Here is a 21,835-nt window from a genome sequence, read left to right as displayed (position 1 = left end):
CCCTTTTGACGTGCGTGTGAGTTGGCCGCTCGTGGGGAGGGCGGCGGAGGTCCACACCCTGCGGGCCGCGGTGTCGGCCCCGGGGCTGAGCGGGATCGTGGTGTCCGGGGTGGCAGGCGTGGGCAAGAGCCGCGTCGTGCGGGAGGCCCTGGCCGGGGCGAACCCGCACTGGATCGTCGGGACGACAGCGGCGCGGGGTCTGCCGCTGGGCGCGTTCGCCGCCTGGGCCGACCATCTCGACGGTGACCGCCTGCAGCTGGTGCGCGGGGTGATCGACGCGATCACCGCCACGCCCACCGGTGGTCCGGCGTTCCTCGTCGTCGACGATGCCCAACTGCTGGATGACCTGTCGGCCTTCGTCCTGCATCAGGTGGTGCAGCGCCGGGTGGCCCGAGTGGTGCTCACTGTGCGCGACGGCGACCCCGTCCCCGACAGCGTCCGCGAAATCTGGAAGGACCACACCTTCGACCGGCTGGATCTGCGGCCGCTGCGCGAGCCGGAATGCGCCGAGCTGCTCACCGCGGCGCTGCAGGGCCCCGTGGACGCCGAGGCCGTCCGCCGGCTCTGGCAGCTGACCCGCGGCAACGCCCTGTACCTGCGCAACATCGTCGAGCAGGAATTGACCGACGGCCGGTTGCAGCAGCACGACGGAACCTGGCACTGGGTGGGTCAGCCCGTGCTGCCGACCGGCCTGGTGGAACTCATCGACTCGCGGTTCGGTGACCTGACCCCCGCGGTCGGCGATGTGGTCGACGCGCTCGCCGTCGCCGAACCGCTGGAACTGTCGATCCTGCAGCGGATCACCTCCATCGAGGCCGTCGAGGAGGCGAACGTCCGCGGTCTGATCGCCCTGGAGGAGACCGGCAGCGGGGTGCAGGGCCGGGTCTCACATCCGCTCTACGGGGAGATGCGCCGTACCCGGACCCCGGTGGCCAGGTTGCGCAGGCTGCGCGGCCGGATCGCCACCGAACTGTCCGCACTGCCCAACGCCGACGACCTGCGGGTGGCGGTGCGGCGCGCGTCGTTGAGCATCGACTCGGATCTGACGCCGGACCCGGCGCTGCTGGTACGGGCGGCCCAGGGTGCCACCCGGCTGGCCGATCTGGCGCTGGCCGAGCGGTTGGCCACCGCCGCCGAGGCGGCCGGCGCGGGCCCGGAGGCCACCTACCTGCGCGCGCACGCACTGTCCTGGTCGTTCCGCGGCCAAGAGGCCGAGACCGTGCTGGCCGAGTTCGACACCACCGGGCTCAGCGACACCGAACGCGCCCGGTTCGCGCATCTGCGCGCGAGCAACCTGCTGTGGGTGCTGAGCCTGCCCGCCGACGCGAAGGCCCACATCGACGAGGTGTCCGCCGGGTTGGGGCCCGAGGGGCAGCACTGGCTCAACGCGTTCCTGACGGTGTACTGGTTCGCCATGGACCAGCCCATCGAAGCCGATGCCTCCGCGAAACTTCTTTCGTTGCAGGATCTTCCGGAGTTCGTCGGGTCCGAAGCAGCCTGGGCGCTGGCCACCGTCGCCGCCGAGGCCGGACGCACCGGCAAGGCCCTGGAGCTGACCGCGATCGGGTACCGCACCTCGACTCACGCGTTCGACACCCCGCACATCCGGTTCAACCTGGCCGACACCGAGGTGACCGCATGCATCCTGGCCGGCCGGCTCGGCGATGCCGCCCGGATCGTCGACCGGGTCCGACTGGAGGCCGCCGAGCTCCCCGGGGCCGCCCAGTGGCTGGGCACCGCGATCGCCGCCCGACTGGCAGTGGCCCAGGGCCGAGTCGATTCCGCGGCAACACTTTTCGATCAGATAGCGGCACCGATGGCCGATCATGCCAACGGCTGGGGTTTCCGCTACAACGTGGCGAAGGCCACCGCCGCCGCCATGCGCGGTAGCGCCGCCGACGCGGCCGAGATCCTGGACAAGCTGGACGCGGCCAAGCGCCCGTTCCGGCCGCTGGACCACGAACGCTGCCTGGCCCGGGCCTGGGTATCGGCTGCCGAGGGCGCGGTCGGCGAGGCCATCGGCATCCTGACCGAGACGGCCGCGAAGACGGCGGCCGACGGGCAGTTCGCCGCCGAGGTGCTGTGCCGGCAGATCGCCACGCAGCTCGGCGACCGCACGCAGGCGGACCGGTTGAGCGAGTTGGCCGGCCTGGTCGAAGGTCCCCGGGCCGGCTTGGCCGCCCGGTTCGCGGCCGCGATGCGGGATCACGATGCACACGAATTGAGCACTCTGGCAGATGCATTCGAGTCCATCGGCGATTACGTCGCCGCCATGGACGCCTCCGCACACGCCGCCATCGTGTATCGGCAGCAGGACCGGCGCGGGTCGGCGCTGACCTGTTCCACCCGCGCGGACGCGCTGGCCGCCGAGTGCGGCGTGATGACCCCGGCCGTGGAGCAGGCCAGCGAGCGTATCCCGCTGACCCCGCGTGAGCGCGAGGTGGTGGCCCTGATCGATTCGCCGAACCGGACCATCGCCGAACGGCTGAATTTGTCCACCCGGACGGTGGAGGGCCACATCTACCGGGCCATGGGTAAGACCGGCACCACCAGCCGGGAGGAACTGGCCAAACTGTTCAAGAGGCGTCGACCCTAGACTGGCGGCCGTGAGTTCCGCGCTGGATGACCTGTTGGCCGCACTACCCGAGGGCACGGTCGTCACCGATCCCGACATCGTGGCGTCCTACCGGCAGGACCGTGCCGCCGACCCCGCTGCGGGGACCGCGCTGGCGGTGGTCCGTCCGCAACGCACCGACGAGGTGCAGACCGTGATGCGCTGGGCCACGGCCAACCGCGTCGCGGTCATCCCGCGCGGTGCCGGCACCGGCCTGTCCGGCGGGGCGACGGCGCTCGACGGTGCGGTGGTGCTGTCCACCGAGCGGATGCGCGATATCACCGTGGACCCGGCCACCCGGACCGCCGTCGCGCAGCCCGGTCTGCTCAACGCCGAGGTGAAGAAGGCCGTCGCCGAGTACGGGTTGTGGTACCCGCCGGACCCGTCCTCGTTCGAGATCTGCAGCATCGGCGGCAACATCGCCACCAACGCCGGCGGGCTGTGCTGCGTCAAGTACGGGGTGACCACCGACTACGTGCTCGGCCTGCAGGTGGTGCTGGCCGACGGCACCGCCGTGCGGCTCGGCGGTCCGCGACTCAAAGACGTTGCGGGACTGAGCCTGACGAAGCTCTTCGTGGGCAGTGAAGGCACCCTCGGGGTGATCACCGAGGTGACGCTGCGACTGCTGCCGCCCCAGCACACCCCGTGCACGGTGGTGGCCACCTTCGATGCGGTGCAGGCCGCCGCCGATGCGGTGGTGACCATCACCAACAAGATCCGGCCCTCGATGCTGGAGTTCATGGACGCCGCGGCGATCAACGCCGTCGAGGACAAGCTGAAGATGGGCCTGGACCGCAGCGCCGCGGCGATGATGGTCGCGGCCTCGGACGACCGCGGGCCGGCCGGCGCCGAGGACGCCGAGTTCATGGCCCGGGTGTTCACCGAAGCCGGTGCCACCGAGGTGTTCTCGACCGCCGACCCGGCCGAGGGCGAGGCGTTCGTGGCGGCCCGGCGCTATGCCATCCCGGCGGTGGAGGCCAAAGGGTCGCTGCTGCTGGAGGACGTCGGTGTGCCGCTTCCGGCGCTGTCCGCGCTCGTCGCGGGCATCGAGAAGATCGCCGCGAGCCACGACCTGCTGATCTCGGTGATCGCGCACGCCGGGGACGGCAACACCCACCCGTTGATCGTGTTCGACCCCGCCGACGCCGATATGGCCCGCCGGGCCGAGGTGGCGTTCGGCGAGATCATGGACCTGGCGGTGGCTCTGGGCGGCACGATCACCGGTGAGCACGGGGTGGGCAGGCTGAAGAAGCCTTGGCTGGCAGGCTATCTGGGCCCCGAGGCGATGGAGTTGAACCGCCGGATCAAGACCGCGCTCGATCCGGACGGCATTCTCAACCCCGGGGCCGGGTTCTAGCTCGCCGGCGCGTAGCCGAGGGCGGCCTTCACCTCGAGGTACTCGTGGAAGCCGAAATCGCCCCATTCCCGGCCGTTCCCACTGGTCTTGTAGCCGCCGAACGGCGCGTTGATGTCGAACGCGTGGTTGATCGCGACCGACCCGGCGCGGATCCGACGGGCCACCGCACGGGCCCGCTCGATATCGGCGGACCAGACGTAACCGGCCAGACCGTATTCGGTGTCGTTGGCGATCTCGACGGCGTCGTCGAGGTCCTCGTAGCCCAGGATGCACAGCACCGGCCCGAAAATCTCCTCGCGGGCGATCACCATGTCGTTGGAGACGTTGGCGAACACCGTCGGCTTGACGTAGTAGCCGGTGTCCAGCCCGTCCGGCCGGCCGGTGCCGCCCACCACGAGGTCGGCGCCGGCGTCGATTCCGGCCTGGATGAGGCGTTGGATCTTGTCGTATTGCACCTTCGAGGCGACCGGCCCGATGGCCTTCTCGTCGGACAGGTCGCCGACCCGGACCGAGGCGCCGATCTGTTCGGCGATCGCGATCGCCTCCTCCATCCGGGAGTTGGGGACCAGCATCCGTGACGGGGCGTTACAGCTCTGCCCGCTGTTGAGCATCATGGTGCTGACGCCGGCCGCGACGCCCTGGGCGAAGGCCTCGTCATCGAGGATGATGTTGGGGCTCTTTCCGCCGAGTTCCTGGCTGACCCGCTTGACGGTGGGCGCCGCGTTGCGAGCCACCTCGATACCGGCGCGGGTGGAACCGGTGAAGGACACCATGTCGATGCCCGGGTGACTGGAGATCGCCGAGCCGACGCCCGGACCGTCACCGAAGATCATGTTGTACACGCCGGCCGGAACGCCGGCGGCGTCGATGATCTCGGAGAAGATCTGGCCCGAATACGGCGCCACCTCCGACGGCTTGAGCACCATGGTGCAACCCGCCGCCAGCGCCGGGTAGACCTTGGCCGCGATCTGGTTCAGCGGCCAGTTCCACGGGGTGATGAGCCCGCAGACGCCGATCGGCTCCTTGATCACCCGGGTGGAACCCCGGTCGGTTTCGAATTCGAAGTTCTTCAGCGCCTCGATCGCGGCCGCCAGGTGGCCGATGCCCAGGTTGACCTGCGGCCCGCCGGCGAGTCCCGGCGGGGCACCCATCTCTTCACCGACCGCGTCGGCCAGGTCACTCATCCGCTTCTGGTACTCGGCGAGGATCGCGCCCAGCACGGCGAGGCGGTCCTCCCGGGTGGTGCTCGACCAGCTCGGGAAGGCACGCTGCGCGGCCTGCACCGCGAGGTCGACGTCGGCCGCCGAGCCGAGGGCGATCCGTCCGGACACCTGCTCGGTGCGGGGGTTGTCGACGTCCAGGGTGGCCGGAGCCACCGGGTCGACCCATTTACCGTCGATGAAGAACTGGAGGTATTCACGCATGCTGACAACCTTGCTAGGTCGACACGGTTTTCGGACCCGTTCGCCGGGAATCAGGCGGTGATCTGCCAGTCCGCCGCCGCGTGCTGCTGGCTCCAGAACTCCCGGAACCGGTGCGCCGCGCCGTCCTCGGCGAGCAGCTCGGGAATGGTGCCGTCCTCGACGATGCGGCCGCCGTCGACGAACAGCACCCGGTCGGCGTGCCGGATGCTGGCCAGCCGGTGCGCCACGATGACCCGGGTGCGCGGGCGCAGATCGGCGGTCAGCGCGTCGACGACGGCCGCCTCGTTCTCGGTGTCCAGGGCGCTGGTGGCCTCGTCGACCAGGAGCACCGGCGCCGGTTTCACCAGGGCTCGGGCGATGCTGACGCGCTGACGCTCACCGCCGGACAGCGCCGAACCGGCCTCCCCGACCGAGGTCTGCTCCCCGTCGGGCAGCCGGCCGGTCAGCTCGTCCACCCGGGCCAGCCGGGTGGCGCCGGCCAGGGTGTCCGCATCGGCAGCCGGGTCGCCGACGAGGATGTTGTCGCGCAGCGACCCGTCGAACAGATAGGGGTGCTGGAACACCACGCTGACCGCGGCGCGGCGGGCCTCCGGGTCCAGGGTGGCCAGATCGACGTCGTCGAACAGCACCCGGCCCCGGTCGGGTTCGTGCAGTCCGGCGATCAGGCCGAGGATGGTGCTCTTCCCGGATCCGGACGGTCCGACGATGGCGGTGGTGCTGCCCGGTTCCAGGGTGAAGCTGACCCCGTCGAGCACCGGGTCTTCGCCGTAGCCGAAGGTGACGTCCTGGAACGTGATCCGCGGTGCGACCGCGGGATCCGGCAGCGTCGACGCCCCGGCCGAGCGGGTGGGCGCGTCGAGCACCTGCTGGATGCGGGCCAGCGTCGCGCGGGTGGACTCCAGTGCCCCGGAGAGGTCGCTGAGCACCGAGAAGGGCTCCAGGTAACGGGCGATCACCACGATCAGCGCAATCGCTTCCGGCACGGCGAGTTCCCCACGCACGGTGAGCAGCGTGGTGGCGCCCGCCGAGACGATCAGGGCTAGCTGGCTGGCCAGGCTGAACAGCAGCTGCCCGGGGATCTGCATGGTCAGCAGCCGCAGACCGGCTCCGTGCTGGGCCGCCAGCGCGCTGCCCACCAGGCTGCGGGCCGGTTCCACCCGGCGCGCCGCGCGCAGCGCCTGTTGGGTCCGGGCGAATTCGATGATGCGCTCGGTGAAGGCGCTGTTGGCCTCTCCCGCCCGCTGGTCGGCGGTGCGGCTCAGCCGACCGGACAACCACAGCGCGCCCAGCAGCACCGCCACCCCGGCGAACGCCGCGAGCCCGAGCGGAACCGACACCACCAGCAACGCCGCCGCGATCGCCGCGGGCAGCAGCACCGCACCGATCAGCGGGGTCAACAGATTGACCACCAGGCCGACGATCTCGGGACCGGTCGCGGCGATGGCCTGCCGGGTGGTCGCGGTGTTCTCGTGGGTCAGCCAGTCCAGCTGGATGTTCGGCAGCCGGTCGGCCATATCGTGCTGGGTTCTGTCGAGCACCGCGAAACCGATGTCGAAACCCAGCCGCGCGGTGCTGGTGTCGGCCACCCACCCCAGCACGGTCAGCGCGGTCAGCCAGCCGAGCCAGGGCCAGGCGTCGGCCGGGGTGTCGCTGAACAGCGCCGCGACCAGCGGCACCAGCAGCACGACGCCGACGGCACGCAGCAGCACCGAGGTGACGGTGAGCGCGGTGTAGAGCCAGACCCGGCCGCGCCGGTCGTCGGGGATGAGGGCCAGCAGTGTGCGGATCATCGGAGCGCCTCCTGTTCCGGCTGCGCCGCCCCGGACTGCCAGAGCGCTCGGTAACGGCCGTCGGCGGCCAGCAGTTCGTCGTGGGTACCGATCTCGGCGATCTCGCCGTCGTCGAGCACCACGATCTGGTCGGCGTGGGTGATGGTGTGCAGCCGGTGCGCGATGACGAGCACGGTGCGGTCCCGGGTCAGCCGGTTCAGCGCCTGCTGCACAAGGTATTCGGACTCCGGGTCGGCGAAGGCGGTGGCCTCGTCGAGGATCAGCACCGGGGTGTCGGCGAGGATGGCCCGGGCGATGGTCAGACGTTGCCGCTCACCGCCGGACAGTCCGGAGCCGGCACCGAGCACGGTGTCGTAGCCGTCGGGCAGGCGCTGGATACGCTCGTGGATCTGGGCGTCGGTGGCCGCGGCGGTGACGGCCGCCGCGTCGGCGTCCGGGCGGGCGAGCGCGATGTTCTCCGCGGCGGTGCCGTGCACCAGCTGGGTCTCCTGCAGCACGAAGCCGATGCGGCGGTACAGCTCGTCGGCGGTCAGCGCGCGGATGTCCGCACCGCCGACGGTGATCGCGCCCTGCTGCACATCGTGGAAGCGGGCCAGCAGCGCGGCCAGTGTGGACTTGCCCGAGCCGGACGGGCCGACCAGCGCGGTGACCGTGCCCGGGCGCAGCGTGAGGTCGATGTTCTTGATGACCGGGACCTCGGGGCGGTAGCCGAAGGTGACGCCGGAGAAGACCACGGTGCCGTCCCCGGTCGCGGGCCGGTCCTGGTCGCGCACGGTCAACTCGGGTTCGTCGAGCGCGCTCTGCACCCGCCGGGCGGCCAACATGCCGCCCTGGATACCGGCGACGCCGTAGCCGATGCCCAGCAGCCGCGCGCCGAAGGTGGTGCCCAGCAACAGGAACGGCAGCAGGTCCACCGGATCCATCCGGCCGCCGACGACCAGCGGGGTACCTACGATCAGGATCAACCACAGGAAAGTGGTCGGCCTGGTCACCAGATCCATCAGGGTCTTCTTGCCGACGAACGGGCGCTGCCAGTCGACCAGGAAGCCGATGTACTCGTCGAGCCGGTTACGGAAGCTGGACGAGGCGGCCCCGCCGAAGATCCGCACCACCGGTTGGCCTTCGAGGTAGGCGCCGGCCTCACCGTTCATCCGCTCCGCCCAGCGCGGGGCGGCGACCATCTTGGCGCCGGACTGGATGGACATCACCGTCATCAGCACCAGATAGGCCAGGACCGGCCCGAACAGGGCCAGCGCGATCCGCCAGTCGACGATGAACAGGTACACCAGCACCGCGACCGGGGCGATGACCGCGGCCACCGCGTCCGGGATGGCGTGGGTGATCAGGTAGTGCAGGGACAGGGTGTCGTCCTGGACGAGTTGCTTTATCGAGCCCGATCCGCGAGCGGTGAACCAGCCCAACGGAAGTCGGGACATCTTGGTCAGTAGTCGGCTGCGCAGGTCGCGGGCGAAGTGCGCGTCGATGCGGTGCAGCCACAGCGCCAGCGCGGCGGTCAGGAAGGTGCCGGTGCCCAGCAGCGCGACGGCGGCGATCCCGAGGTCCCACAGCCGGTCGGCCCCGGCACCGATGAGCAGCAGCCGGGCCAGCTCGACCAGCAGCACGAACGGGGCCAGCTCGATCAGGGTGATCAGCGCCTGCAGCACACCGGAGATGATGAGTTTGCGCTTCAGTGGCGCCAGCAGCCGGCCGGCGGCCTGGGCGCGCCAGGTACCCGACGCGGCGGCAGCGGGTTTCGCGGCCGGGGCCTCGGGCTGGGGTTTGGGCGCCGGCTTGGGCTTGGGTGGCTCGCTCTTCTCGTCGCCGCGCTTGCTGCCCATGGCGCGGCCCTCGGTCCAGTAGGCCTGGGCGTGGATCTCCTGTTTGGGGAAACCGAACTCGTCGCGCAGCCGGGTGCGCAGGTTCTTCAGCGCACCGGCCTCCGGGCCGGCCCAGGCGTACCAGTTGGACCAGTCCCGGGTTTCGATGGCGGCGGCCAGGGATCCGTCGTCCACGCGGGGCACCCGGTGCACGCGCAGTCGAGGGTGCTCGGCGAGCGGGAGCAGTACGTCGTCCTCGGAGTGCTGTTCGAGGTAGACCTCGATCGGGATGTCATGCGGGACGGCCCCGATGATGCTGTTGATGGCGGGCTGCGAGGCGCCGTCACCGATCAGCAGGTAACCGGCGGGGCGGTCCTCGGGCGCCTCGGGGACCGAGAAGCCCCGCGATCCCATCACCATGACGGCGATGGTGGCGCCGGGCTGCACGCCGGCCGCCCAGGTGGACGCCGGGCCGGCGGGCTCGTGCAGCAGGAAGTCGACGGCGAAGTGCCCGGTCTCGGGATCGGCCTCGGACAGCGTGTAGGCGCGCTGGAACTCGGTGTCGCTGCCGGCCGGGTCGGGGAACCAGAACCGCAGCCAGGAGGTCGGGTCGGTGTTGGAATCCTCGAACACCGTCGGTGAGACCATCCGGATGCGCAGGCAGTGCGGGGCCAACCGCTCGGTTCCCAGCACGGTGACCTGGTGGTCGCGTGCCCCGAAACCGCGCATCATCACGCCCTGGAGTCCGCGTGCCATCGGCGTTCCCCCTTTTCTGTCCAGCAGATGCTTCGACGTCCTGGGCAAGGCTAGCCTTACTTGCCTTCAAGGTGGGCGGTCAGGTGATCGATGGACAGACACCGGGGCCCTCCCGCCGATAAGCTGCCCGTGCCGAAGATCGCTCGCGCAGGCGGGGAGTTCGCCCCGCAGAGGGATGACGCCGATGGCTGGGAAGAGGCACGACGCCGGATACGCCCGGTCGCTGGCGCTCCGAGTCTGGGTCATTGCGGTCCTGTCCGCCGCCATGGCGCTGGCCGGTGCCGGCGTGGCGTATGCCGACGGTCCCGCGGACGGCGGTACGACGAGCACGTCGGCTCAAGAATCCTCACCTTCGCCGGAGTCGGGCAGCCCGCCCGACGACGAGCGGGATACTCCCGCTGCACTGCCCCGGGCCGGCGCACGGTTGTCGGACCCGATCTCGGTCCGCGGTTCCCGGGTGCGCGCCACCGAACGCGACGAAGCGCCACCGCTTCGCCGGCCCGGCCTGCGCACGGTCTCCGCCCAGGATGCCGCGGATCTCGCCGAAGCCGAGATCGAAGCCGAGGTTGCACCCCCGGCTCCGACGGACGCGGTGTCCACGCCGTACGGTGAGATCGGTAAGTGGATGTTGAAGGCGGGCGACCAGATCGCGAACTGGGGCGGCAAGCGCTACCAGGGCAAGACGCTGCTGGAGTCGGTCAACGTCATCATCGTCGACCCGCATTCGACGACGTCCGCGCAGGCGGCCCGCAACGTCAACAACGCGATGCTGCGGTCCGGGTTCCCGGCGCAGTACCTGCACAGCTTCGGTTTCCGGGGCCGCATCGACGGCACGGCCTACGGGCAGAAACCCACCGGTCCGCTGCTGGCCTACTCCAACAACTTCTTCCTGTTCCCCAACGATCACGGCCGGCTGTTCGGGCCCGCGCCGGCACAGACCGACGCGGGATTCGTGTGGACCGGTTCGTTCAGCACCGAGAAGGTCGGCTTCTCCGGGCTGCTGCCCGGGCACGTCTACGTGTCGTCCAATCACGCCCGCGACGCACTGGTGCAGCAACTGGTCGCCAGCGGACAGGCGACCTACGGCGGGCTGGTGCCGCTGGAGAACGCGTACAACACCGATGCCGTGACCACCGGCGATCACGACGGCTTCGCCGTGGTGCTGGTGCTGACCGGCAACGCCCCGCTGGTGCGCCGGGAAGCGGTGCTCGGGGAGCTGCCGCGCTCGGCAACCGAGACGGGCGATCAGCGGTGCCTCGTCGGCACCGGCGCCGCGGTGCAGCAGCCGCACGGGCCGGGGGCGCTGACGGTGTGTGGTGCGGCCCGCCCAGCTCTTGCGCTCTAACTCCGTCAACTCGGATCAAGGCTGCACTCGGGTGCACACAGGAGCTTGTTGACGACGGTTGAAAATCCGGCCAGTCGCGACGGTTGAAAAGTAGGCCACCCAATCAGATTGGATGGGTGATCTCCTTGGAAGACTGGGCCTTGATCCGGCACCTTCACCGCAGCGAAGGGTTGTCGCAGCGGGCTATCGCACGAGAGCTGAGCATCGCGCGAGACACGGTGGCCAGCGCGTTGGCCAGTGATGGTCCGCCGAAGTACGAGCGGGCGGCAGGTCCGTCGGCGATCACCGAGGTGGAGCCGCGGCTTCGGGCGTTGTTGTCGGTTTATCCCCGGATGCCGGCGACGGTGCTCGCCGAGCGGGTCGGCTGGACCGGCTCGATCTCCTGGTTCCGGGAGCGGGTCCGGGCGATCCGTCCGGAGTATCTGCCTGCTGATCCGGTCGATCGCCTCGAGCATCCGCCGGGTCGGGTGATCCAGTGCGACCTGTGGTTCCCGGCACCGAGGATTGCGGTCGGGTTCGGTCAGGAGGCGATGCTGCCGGTGCTGGTGATGGTGGCCGCGTTCTCGCGGTTCGTCGCCGCGGTGATGCTGCCCTCGCGCCAAACCATGGACCTCGTGGCCGGGATGTGGCAGCTGCTCTCGCAGAACTTCACCACGGTGCCCCACGAGTTGTGGTGGGACAACGAAGCCGGGATCGGCCGTCGCGGCCGATTGAGCGAACCCGTGACGGCCTTGGTGGGCACGCTGGGGTCGCGACTGGTGCAGATGAAGCCTAACGACCCCGAATCCAAAGGAATGGTGGAGCGAGTCAACCGGTATCTGGAGACCTCGTTTCTGCCCGGTCGCAGCTTCAGCTCACCGCACGACTTCAATGATCAGCTCGGGCAGTGGCTTCCGCTTGCCAACAACCGACGGGTGCGGGTGTTGGATGGTCGTCCGGTCGACTTCCTCGATATCGATCGCGCGCACATGCTGGCGCTACCACCGGTGCCGCCGACCGTCGAGACGGTGACCTCGGTGCGGCTGGGACGCGACTACTACGTGCGGGTGGCCGGCAATGACTACTCCGTGGACCCCCATGCGATCGGCCAACTCGTCGAGGTGAGCACCACCCTGAGCCGTGTGACGGTGACCCGGTCAGGGCGCCTGCTGGCGGCTCACGACCGCTGCTGGGCGGCGCGACAAACCCTCACCGATCCCACCCACGTGCAGGCTGCCGCGGTGCTGCGCCACCAGTTCCAGGCCGGCCCGCCTCCGGCGGCAGGTGATCAGCTGGTGCGCGACCTGGCTGACTACGACCGGGCGTTCGGCGTCGACTTCACGACGGGCACAGTCACTTCCGATGGTGAGGTGGCATAAGCATGGCCGAGGATCCGATGAAGGCCGTCCTGCACTACGCCCAGGCTCTCAAGGCGCCGCGCATCCGCGACTCGGCTGCCCGGCTGGCCGAGCAAGCCCGCGACGCGGGCTGGACCCACGAGGAATACCTCGCCGCGGTCCTGTCACGGGAGGTCGCGGCCCGGGAAGCCTCCGGCGCGGCGACGCGTATCCGATCCGCCGGTTTCCCGACTCGCAAATCGTTGGAGGACTTCAACTTCGATCACCAGCCGGCGCTGAACCGGGACATGATCGCCCACCTGGGCACCGGCGCGTTCCTGGCCAAGGCCTCCAACGTCGTTCTCCTCGGGCCGCCCGGAACTGGCAAGACCCACCTCGCGATCGGATTAGCGGTCAAAGCTGCCCAGACCGGGCACCGCATCGCGTTCGCCACCGCGGTGGATTGGGTGGCCCGACTCAAAGCCGCCCACAACGCCGGGCGGCTCCCTGCCGAGCTGGTCAAGCTGCGGCGCATCGGTCTGCTCGTCGTCGACGAGGTCGGCTACATCCCCTTCGAGCAGGACGCGGCGAACCTGTTCTTCCAACTCGTCTCCAGCCGCTACGAGCACGCCTCACTGATCCTGACCTCGAACCTGCCCTTCGCCCGCTGGGGCGACGTGTTTGGAGACCAAGTGGTGGCCGCGGCGATGATCGACCGCATCGTGCACCACGCCGACGTCCTGACCCTCAAAGGCTCCAGCTATCGGCTCAAAGACACCGGAATCGACACCTTGCCCTCCGCCAGAGCCGACAACACGGCACAATAACCACGACCACGTGGCCTACTTTTCACCGTCGCTTCTGGCCTACTTTTCGACCGTCGTCAACAGAGCTACACCGAGCGGTTGCTAGGACGCAAATGAACAGATCATCAGTAAGCGAGAAGTATCCGGTTCGGGCAGAAACGGTGTTTCCCAGTCAACCGGGCTGGTTGCCGCCGCCGACCTATACAGATGCCAGCGGCTTCACGCCGGAGAACTTCAACTAGACGTAGGTCATGCAGATGTCCGGCGAGTTGGTTCCGATTCGTACCGGGCATTGCGCAAGGCCAATGGCGGTTCGAATCATGCGACGAGAAGTCATAGCCAACCAGGTAAGTCCGAAGGCCACCTCAGCTGTCTCGCCAGACCGTCTCGAGGATGCGGTCGCGAGCCTTCTCGATGTGGGTGCGCATGGCGGCATCCGCGCCGTGCGCATCGCGACGAGCGATCGCCTCAATGAGAATCTTGTGTTCGGCATTCGCTTCGTCGACCACAACGGCATCGCGACGCAGCCGAAATATGTGCAGATGCGAATGCAATCTCGACAGTGTGTCACGCACAATTGGATTACCCCCAGCCTCGGCCACGAGGGCGTGAATGTGCGCGTCGGCTTCGGCGTAGCTGCGTGCGTCCTGCGGCGAGACACCATCACCTGACGCCATTGCCTGCACCGCCTCTGCGATCTGCGCAATTTGCTCATCTGTCGCAGTAGAGGCTGCGGACCTGGCGGCGAACGGTTCAAGGAGAAGCCGCACCTCGAGCAATGCATCAAGTTGGGGTCGAGTCAGAAGCCCGGTAGCCCGAAAACCTTTGAGGTGCGCGCTTGTCACCAAACCCTCACTCTCCAGTCGGCCCAGGGCTTGACGGATGGGGGTTTGAGACACCCCCATCCGGCGCGCCAACGAGTCGACCGAGAGTCGCTCGCCGGGTTCGATGTTGAGCATCATCAGATCCGAGAGAATTCGCTCATAGACATCACCGCTGAGGGCTTGTCCACCAAGCTGTTCCTTGATGGATGAATCAGGGGAGAAGTTATTCACCCGAATGGCTTCCGTCGCCGATTGTGGGCACAAGCCAACCGTGCGGCTCCGACTCGACGAGGCCAATCTGTTCCAGGCGTCCCGCCAAGGTGGCCACTTGGTCGGAATCCAACGCACACACAGGTGGGCGCGTCGGCCCCAGGTCGCGGCCCATGATGGCGGCAGCGGCCTTCACTCGCGCGGGGTAATTCGCACGCAGCAGTAGCCAGAGTTCGGAAGCCTTGTGTTGTAGGGGAAGAGCCGCCGCGATATCACCGCGAACGACTGCGGCGGAAAGCTCGGATACCAGCCGCGGCGCCACGACGCCCAACGCAGAGAAAGAACCAGCCCCACCGACAGACGCCATCGCGAGAGGATATTCAACACCGGCCAAGACGGAGAAGTCGGAACGGATGGAACTCGCAACTCGGCACATCTCCGTGAGGACCTGAAGGTCGAAGTCACCCGATTTGACCGCGGCTACCCCGGAAACCGAATCGAGCAGGTCGGCGAAAGAGTCGATCGACAGGTCTCCCGGGTAAAGATACGGGATGACTTGCAGATCAACGCTATTGGCGATGGTAGTCAGATGCGCCACCAACGCCGACCCTGTTGGCCGCCAGTAGTAGGGAGAGGCGACGATAACTGCGGCCGCGCCGGCCTCCTGAGCCAATTCAGCGAGCCGTACCGCTTCCAACGTTGATGACGAGCTCACGTTTGCGATGACGGGGACACGCCCTTCGGCCGTCTCCAGCGTGGCACTCACAAGCGCGACCCGCTCCGCGTCGGTGAGACTCGGGGATTCGCCGATGTGTAGCGCAGGAGCCAAGGCGGGCACTCCCGTTCGAATCAGAAAATCCACCTGCTCCGCGTACCGCACATGGTTCACACTGGCCAAGTTGCTGGTGAACGGGGTCATCGGCGCAGCAATGACACCGTGCCATGTTCCTTCGACACCGAAAAGTCCCACTTAAGCACTCCCGTTTCGGACGATTGATCGATCAAATCCTATCGGATATCCCCTGAATCTAACGCCTAGCCTCCTTTAACTACACCACCGCCGCGCGGCGAGTTGTGAATCCGATCGGTTTTGAGCCCTCAATCCTTGCGGATGTGGGCACTCGCGGCTTATGGTTCCACTGAGACGCCGCGCGGCACCTGATTACTCCTAAGAGCGCACCTGTTCGCGGCACCCACGCCGTCCCAACAGACAGCGACACGTTCACCGCGCGAGAGCGCAACGTTGAAGCTAGCGAAGGAGCGTCCCAACATGCCCGCCCCGCACGTGTCGACTGGCCCGCCAGCCGACGAACCATCTCTGCCGGCCATCCGAGTGCGCAACCTGACCAAATCCTTTGGCGAGCTCAAAGTACTTCGCGGCGTGGATCTTGATGTTGCGCCGGGTCAAGTGGTGAGCATTCTCGGCAAGAGTGGCAGCGGTAAGAGCACGTTGCTGCGCTGCTTGAATCTGTTGGAGACCCCGAGCGGCGGCCAGATCGACGTGCACGGCACCACCATCTTTCGCGAAAATGTCCTGAAGCGCCGTCGTGACATGGCCAAGTTTCGCCGCGAGGTCGGCATGCTGTTTCAAAGCTTCAATGTTTTCCCACACCTGACGGTGGCGGAGAACGTTGCCATGCCGATGATCCAAGGTGGTGGCGTTCCTCAGCGCGAGGCCTACACCCGTACGCTGGAACTGCTCGAGGAAGTCGGCCTACGCGACAAGGCTCTTTCTTTGCCCAAGACACTTTCCGGCGGTCAACAGCAGCGGGTTGCTCTCGCCCGTGCGCTGGGAAGCCGACCGGAGATTCTGTTGTTCGACGAGCCGACTTCAGCGTTGGATCCGGAATCCACCCAGGATGTTCTGCGCATGATCAAGCGAATCAGCCAGACCGGTATGACGATGGTGATCGTCACCCATGAACTCCAATTCGCCGAAGACGTCTCCGACGCCATGATTTTCATGCACGAAGGCGTCATCGTCGAACAAGGTCCACCCCGTGATGTTGTCGAGAAGTGCACCCACGACGCCGCCAAGACGTTCTTCAAGGAGCACCTTCGCCGCTCGGCGAACTGAGCAAGATTCCTCTCGTCTGGCCGACACACCCATCGGTCCGAGGCTCCGTCACCACCTCATCGTTTTGAACAGCGAAGCACAGAAGGGTATTTCATGCCGCTCGTCGAGATCGATATGTTTCGCGGTCGTACCGCTGAACAGAAGCAGCACCTGGTCAGCCGAGTCACCGCGGCGGTTTCCGACTCGTTGGGCGTACCGCCAGACTTGGTGACCATCCATCTGAACGAACGCTCCCCGGCCACGGTGGCGGTGGGTGGGGTGCTGGGGGCCGAATCCGGTCACGACACTTCCGACAACTCAGCGGCGCGGTGAGAACGGTGACCACCTCCCTACTCACCGTCAGCGTCCAGGATGCCTGGCAGACAACGGTGAACGCACTGCGTGAAGTCGGCGTCCCGGATGCGCACGCCGGACTGCAGGCAGATCTGCTGGTCGACGCGGAAGCACGCGGGCTGCCCTCGCACGGCCTCCTGCGTCTGCCCCGGGTGATTGAACGGATCCGCAACGGGGTCACCGACCCGGTGACCACCGGTGATCTGCAGTGGCGTGGCTCCGCCCTGGCCTCGGTGGACGGGCGCAATGGACTGGGACCAGTGGTCGGTTGGCATGCCCTACAGGCGATTTCACAACGGTGCAGAAGCGGCAGCGGTATCGCTGCAGCTGCCGTGCACGCTACCAACCACCTGGGGATGCTGGCTTGGTATGCCCGTAGAGTTGCCGCCGACGGGCTCACCTGCGTTGTTCTGACCACCAGCGAGGCGCTGATGCACCCCTACGGTGGCCGAAAGGCCATGGTCGGCTCCAATCCCATCGCCATCGGGGTTCCCGCCGACCCGAGGCCACTGGTTTTCGACATGGCCACCTCGTCGGTGTCGATGGGCAAGATCCACGATCATGCCCTGCGCGGTGCACCACTGCAGCCGGGATGGGCCCTTGATGAACACGGGGAACCCACCACCGACGCGCAGTCGGCCATACGAGGCGCCATCGCCCCGTTCGGCGGCCCCAAGGGCTACGGCCTAGGCCTGGCGTTCGAGGTCCTGGTCACGGCCTTGACGGGTGCCGCCCTGGGCACCAGCGTCGCGGGCACGCTGGATTCGATCCATCCCGCCAACAAAGGTGACGTCTTCATCGTCGCCGAGGCCCACCACAGCCGCGAGATCTCGCACTACCTCGACGAGGTGCGGTCCTCGCCGCCGGCCGAACCCGCCGCGCCGGTCCGGATACCCGGAGATCAGTCCGACATCCGCCGCGCAGCCGCCGAAACCGGCGGCCTTCACCTACCCGTGGACCTCTGGCGCCAGATCACCTCGCTCGCTCACGAACAGAAAGGCAGCCGATGAGCTCCCTCGCGACCGATCCTGCGCGGATCCGGGACGAAATCCCCAGTGAAGCAGCAATATTCGGAGTGCTACGCCTCCCCCGCACCGTCCTCTTCGGCGCCGGCCAACGCCGATCGGTGGGTGAGATCGCCGCCGGTCTCGGTTCGAACATCCTGGTGTGCACCGACGCTCGGTTGGGCGGCTCCGCTGAGTTGGCCGAACTGACCGCCGATCTCGATGCCGCCGGTGTCGCCGTCCACGTCTTCGACCGCACCGAACCCGAACTGCCGGTCGCCGGCATCATGGACTGCCTGGCCGAGATCGCCCACCGGCCCGTCGACGCCGTGCTCGCCCTCGGCGGTGGCAGCTGCATCGACATGGGCAAAGTCGTGGCTCTGCTGTTGGCACACGGCGGCACACCCGCGGACTTCTACGGCGAGAACAACGTACCGGGTCCCACGGTTCCGGTCATCGCGATCCCCACCACTGCCGGAACCGGTTCGGAGGTGACACCGGTGGCGGTGGTCTCCGACCCGGAACGGGCCATGAAGGTCGGTATTTCCAGTCCATACCTGGTGCCACACGCGGCTGTCTGTGATCCGGAGCTGACCTACACCTGCCCCGCATCCCTGACGGCCGCGTCCGGAATAGATGCCGTGGTGCACATGGTGGAGTCCTTCACCGCTATCAAACGCCCTGCCACCGCGGATCTGAGCACCACGCGGGTCTTTGTCGGGAAGTCGTTGTTCAGCGACCAGGCGGCACGCGAAGGGTTGACCCTGATGGGTCGTAGCCTGCTGACCGCCCAGCGTCAGCCCGGCAACGCCACCGCCCGCAGTGACGTCATGATGGGCTCACTGCTCGGCGGGATCGCGATGGCCACCGGCGGCACGTCGGCGGCCCACGCGCTGCAGTACCCCATCGGGTCCGCCACCCACACCCCGCACGGCTACGGGGTTGGCGCGCTGCTGCCCTACGTCACCCGGTTCAACCTGCCCGCGCGCGTGCCGGAATTCGCCACCATCGCCCAGGCGCTCGGCGTCGCGACGGGGACCGATCCGTGGCGGGACGCGGTGACGGCGATCGAGCGACTCGACGCCCTGGTCGACGGACTCGCCGTTCCCTCCATCGCCGAACTTGGGGTAAAGAAAGCCGACCTGGCGTGGATCGCCGAACAGGGTCTGCAGGCTCGCCGACTGGTCGACAACAACCCCGTCCCACTCGATGTCACGGCCATGCTCTCCATCGTCACCCGAGCGTTCCAGGGTGACCGAACCATCCCCGATCCCCCCTCATCAGGAGACCTACGTTGACCACCTCAGTCACCCGCCGCAACGACCTCTTCATCGGCGGGGTCTGGACCCCGGGCCACCGCGACCGTATCGAGGTCATCAATCCGTCCGACGGCACCGTCATCACCACCGTGGCGGACGCCTCCCCTGAGGACGGGACCGCAGCCGTCGATGCCGCCACCGCGGCATTGCCTCAGTGGGCCGCCACCTCACCGCGGCAGCGGGCCGAAATCCTGCGCCGCGCCTACGAATTGATGACCGAGCACGCCGAACAACTGGCCTATTTGATCTCGCTGGAGAACGGTAAGTCTCTCGCCGATGCCCGTGGTGAAGTGAGCTACGCCGCAGAGTTCTTCCGGTGGTACTCGGAGGAAGCCGTGCGGTTGCTCGGCGAGATTTCCCTGGCGCCCTCGGGTGCGAACCGGATCATGGTGCAGCACCAACCCATCGGCGTGTGTCTCCTCGTGACGCCGTGGAACTTCCCGGCCGCGATGGCCACCCGCAAGCTGGCCCCGGCCCTGGCCGCCGGCTGTACGGCCGTTCTGAAACCCGCCACTACCACCCCGTTGACCGCCTACGCGGTCGCAGACCTGATGACACAGGCCGGTGTTCCCGACGGTGTGGTCAACGTCGTCACCACCAGCGACAACGCCGAGGTGACAGCTACGATGATGCGCCATCCAAAGGTGCGCAAATTGTCGTTCACCGGCTCCACGGAGGTAGGCCGATTACTGCTGCGTGAGGCTTCCCAGCGGGTGCTCAAATGCGCGATGGAGCTCGGCGGCAACGCACCGTTCATCGTGTTGCCCGACGCCGATGTCGACAAGGCACTCGACGGTGTGATGGTGGCCAAGATGCGCAACGGCGGGCAGGCATGCACCGCCGCCAACCGCATATACGTGCACCGGTCCCTGCACGACGTCTTCGCATCCAGGTTGGCGCAACGGTTCGCGGGTCTCCAGGTGGGCCCCGGGACCGACGAGAGCACACAGTGCGGGCCGCTGGTCGACGAACGCAGCGTCGCGAAGGTCCGCGAACTGGTTACCGACGCACAGCATCTCGGCGCCGAGGTATTGACCGGCGGGGCAGCACCGGAGCGGCCCGGTTACTACTTTCCCCCGACCGTGCTGGCCAACGTACGGCCGGACTCCAGGCTGGCCAGCGAGGAGATCTTCGGCCCGGTGGCGGCACTCATCCCCTTCGACGACGTCGAGGACGTCATCTCTGCGGCCAACGACACCGAGTACGGCCTGAGCGCCTACGTCTACAGCGGTGACCTGGCCAAGGGCCTGCAGGTGGCGGAACGGCTGGAAAGCGGCATGGTGGCGGTCAACCGTGGGTTGGTCTCCGATCCGGCCGCCCCGTTCGGGGGTGTCAAGCAATCCGGCCTCGGCCGCGAGGGCGGCCACCACGGCATGCTCGAGTTCACCGAAACCAAGTACATCGCCGTGGATTGGTGAGCTATCCCGGGTGTCAGTGCGACGCCACGCGATAAGACTCCACCACCCGGGCCAGCTTGATTCCCAGATGAAGGTTCAGTCGGTCGCCTCCGTCGCTGAAACTGACGGAGGCGATCTTCTCTATCCGGGCCAGCCGGTGATATAGCGACGACCGGTGGATGTAGAGCTTGTCGGCTGCACGCCGAGAATCACAGGCGCAATCCAGGTAAACCTCTGCTGTGTGCAGCAGATCGGTGGGGTCGCTCTGGGCCTGCAACCGGTGCACGGCCTCCGGGATCATCCGGTCGCTGAGGTCTCCCGCCGGCAGGCTCATGAGCGTCGCGTATACGCCCAATTCGTCCCACGTGGCCACCCGTGACGCCGTCGGAAGCAGACCGCAGGCCTGTGCAGCAAGAGTGGCCTGTTGGTAGCTGCTGTGGCTGTCGGAGATGCGGGTCACCTGACCGCCTATTCCGACCGTACACACCAGGGAATCCGTCGTTGCGTCAATGGCATCGAGCAAGCGCATGGCCAACTGGGTGGGCCGCGGGCTGTCCGGCCCCAGACCGGCGAGCAGCACCGCGACCTGACGCCCACGGACCATGAATAGGGTGCTGCCCCGCGGTTCGGCGCGCAGACAGCGGTCGATGGCGCCATACAGGCTCTCCCGGTCCAACCCCTGGGTGGTGCTCAGTCGCGCGACAAGTACTGCGGCCTCACCCGGCGTGGTGACGAGCATGTCGTCGACTGTCTCGTACGCAGCCTGGACCCGAGCCATCTCGTCATCGGAGAACAGATCACGCAACACCGCCTCGTACTGGTTCTGACGACGCTCGCGCATCACCAGACGCCGGTACAGCACCAGCCCGGCTTCGACCGCGGCCTCTTCTGCCAGCTTGATCTCGTTGTCGCCGAGACTTTGTGTCCTGTCCACGAGCGCCAGTTGTCCCAGCCTCACCCCGTGATGGCGGATCGGCACGATGAGGCGGGGAAACAATCCGATTTCGTCGACCCCGGGAATCCATGTGGCCTCGGTGAACTCGGTGATCCGTAGCCGCAGGAAGTGGTCCCGCGCCCGCAATAGGGCGGTGATCTGATCGGGGTCGAACCGTTCGGGGGGCCGTTCGTCCAGTCCTCGGTTCAAGACCGCCCACACCCGGATCGGGTCTTCATCACCGAAGTGGGCGCTGACGGCAAGAAAGTTGAAGTTGGGATCGTCGATGGCCACGGACCGGCCCAGCCGGACCGACCAGGCGTCCACCAGGTCCTGGAGCTCGTCATTGGAACCTGTAGCAGCACGGGTCGTGGACGCGGTTTCGGACGAGCTCGGCATCGGCCGATAGTAGTGCCTGGCGTCACGGTCCGCAGCGTGAATCGTCATCAACTGTTCGCATAGAAACGCCCAGATGTGCACATCCGTGAGGATGCTTTACCCCTCCGCCCACA

At 67.6% G+C, this 21,835-nt stretch carries 16 protein-coding genes; 10 read left to right on the top strand and 6 right to left on the bottom strand.

Features of this window, described 5'->3' with window-relative positions:
* Positions 1 to 10: 10 nt before the first annotated feature.
* Positions 11 to 2,596 carry a LuxR C-terminal-related transcriptional regulator gene (locus V4U86_RS06865; RefSeq protein ID WP_395310526.1) on the top strand — a complete coding sequence of 862 codons (2,586 nt, stop codon included), beginning with the start codon at positions 11 to 13 and terminating at the stop codon, positions 2,594 to 2,596.
* 10 nt (positions 2,597 to 2,606) lie between these two features.
* Positions 2,607 to 3,971, top strand: a complete 1,365-nt coding sequence (locus V4U86_RS06860) for an FAD-binding oxidoreductase (RefSeq protein WP_395310525.1) — start codon at positions 2,607 to 2,609, stop codon at positions 3,969 to 3,971.
* On the opposite strand, the gene V4U86_RS06855 is transcribed toward V4U86_RS06860, so the two are convergent.
* The 3 genes from V4U86_RS06855 to V4U86_RS06845 are packed head-to-tail and all read right to left on the bottom strand — an operon-like array spanning position 3,968 to position 9,758.
* Positions 3,968 to 5,395 (bottom strand): aldehyde dehydrogenase family protein, encoded by a 1,428-nt coding sequence (locus V4U86_RS06855; RefSeq protein WP_395310524.1) that lies wholly within the window; start codon positions 5,393 to 5,395, stop codon positions 3,968 to 3,970. The two genes, V4U86_RS06860 and V4U86_RS06855, sit on opposite strands and share 4 nt — an antisense overlap.
* Positions 5,396 to 5,445: 50 nt before the next feature.
* Positions 5,446 to 7,185 (bottom strand): ABC transporter ATP-binding protein, encoded by a 1,740-nt coding sequence (locus V4U86_RS06850; RefSeq protein WP_395310523.1) that lies wholly within the window; start codon positions 7,183 to 7,185, stop codon positions 5,446 to 5,448.
* A complete protein-coding gene (locus V4U86_RS06845) occupies positions 7,182 to 9,758 on the bottom strand; it encodes an ABC transporter ATP-binding protein/permease (protein ID WP_395310522.1) in 2,577 nt (858 codons plus the stop codon). The genes V4U86_RS06850 and V4U86_RS06845 overlap by 4 nt, the downstream gene beginning before the upstream one ends.
* A 184-nt stretch (positions 9,759 to 9,942) precedes the next feature.
* Here V4U86_RS06845 and V4U86_RS06840 point away from each other — a divergent pair, with 184 nt between their 5' ends.
* From V4U86_RS06840 to istB, 3 genes are all read left to right on the top strand, one after another.
* On the top strand, positions 9,943 to 11,103 hold the full coding sequence (locus V4U86_RS06840) for a hypothetical protein (protein WP_395310521.1): 1,161 nt from the start codon (positions 9,943 to 9,945) through the stop codon (positions 11,101 to 11,103).
* Between the two features lie 125 nt (positions 11,104 to 11,228).
* On the top strand, positions 11,229 to 12,461 hold the full coding sequence (gene istA, locus V4U86_RS06835; protein ID WP_395311938.1) for an IS21 family transposase: 1,233 nt from the start codon (positions 11,229 to 11,231) through the stop codon (positions 12,459 to 12,461).
* Between the two features lie 2 nt (positions 12,462 to 12,463).
* Positions 12,464 to 13,246, top strand: a complete 783-nt coding sequence (istB, locus tag V4U86_RS06830) for an IS21-like element helper ATPase IstB (RefSeq protein ID WP_395307447.1) — start codon at positions 12,464 to 12,466, stop codon at positions 13,244 to 13,246.
* 344 nt (positions 13,247 to 13,590) lie between these two features.
* Here the strand turns inward: istB and V4U86_RS06825 are convergent, their stop codons facing one another.
* Positions 13,591 to 14,280, bottom strand: a complete 690-nt coding sequence (locus V4U86_RS06825) for a GntR family transcriptional regulator (protein ID WP_395310520.1) — start codon at positions 14,278 to 14,280, stop codon at positions 13,591 to 13,593.
* The gene (locus V4U86_RS06820) at positions 14,273 to 15,229 is read right to left on the bottom strand and encodes a dihydrodipicolinate synthase family protein (RefSeq protein WP_395310519.1); all 957 of its coding nucleotides are present in this window, start codon (positions 15,227 to 15,229) and stop codon (positions 14,273 to 14,275) included. The genes V4U86_RS06825 and V4U86_RS06820 overlap by 8 nt, the downstream gene beginning before the upstream one ends.
* Positions 15,230 to 15,529: 300 nt before the next feature.
* Here V4U86_RS06820 and V4U86_RS06815 point away from each other — a divergent pair, with 300 nt between their 5' ends.
* From V4U86_RS06815 to V4U86_RS06795, 5 genes are all read left to right on the top strand, one after another.
* Positions 15,530 to 16,336, top strand: a complete 807-nt coding sequence (locus V4U86_RS06815; protein ID WP_395310518.1) for an amino acid ABC transporter ATP-binding protein — start codon at positions 15,530 to 15,532, stop codon at positions 16,334 to 16,336.
* A gap of 93 nt (positions 16,337 to 16,429) precedes the next feature.
* A complete protein-coding gene (locus tag V4U86_RS06810; RefSeq protein ID WP_395310517.1) occupies positions 16,430 to 16,648 on the top strand; it encodes a 2-hydroxymuconate tautomerase in 219 nt (72 codons plus the stop codon).
* 5 nt (positions 16,649 to 16,653) lie between these two features.
* Positions 16,654 to 17,679, top strand: coding sequence for an Ldh family oxidoreductase (locus V4U86_RS06805; RefSeq protein ID WP_395310516.1), 1,026 nt, complete (start codon positions 16,654 to 16,656; stop codon positions 17,677 to 17,679).
* Complete coding sequence (locus V4U86_RS06800) at positions 17,676 to 18,971, top strand: iron-containing alcohol dehydrogenase (RefSeq protein ID WP_395310515.1); 1,296 nt, start codon at positions 17,676 to 17,678, stop codon at positions 18,969 to 18,971. The genes V4U86_RS06805 and V4U86_RS06800 overlap by 4 nt, the downstream gene beginning before the upstream one ends.
* On the top strand, positions 18,968 to 20,410 hold the full coding sequence (locus tag V4U86_RS06795) for an NAD-dependent succinate-semialdehyde dehydrogenase (protein WP_395310514.1): 1,443 nt from the start codon (positions 18,968 to 18,970) through the stop codon (positions 20,408 to 20,410). Before V4U86_RS06800 ends, V4U86_RS06795 begins: the two co-directional genes overlap by 4 nt.
* Before the next feature lie 13 nt (positions 20,411 to 20,423).
* On the opposite strand, the gene V4U86_RS06790 is transcribed toward V4U86_RS06795, so the two are convergent.
* Positions 20,424 to 21,722, bottom strand: coding sequence for a PucR family transcriptional regulator (locus V4U86_RS06790; protein ID WP_395310513.1), 1,299 nt, complete (start codon positions 21,720 to 21,722; stop codon positions 20,424 to 20,426).
* Positions 21,723 to 21,835 lie beyond the last annotated feature (113 nt).

This window comes from Mycobacterium sp. AMU20-3851 (genome assembly GCF_043974665.1).
GTDB lineage: Bacteria > Actinomycetota > Actinomycetes > Mycobacteriales > Mycobacteriaceae > Mycobacterium.
Note: the sequence above shows the minus strand (reverse complement) of the source record. Positions and strands in the feature narration are given on the sequence as shown.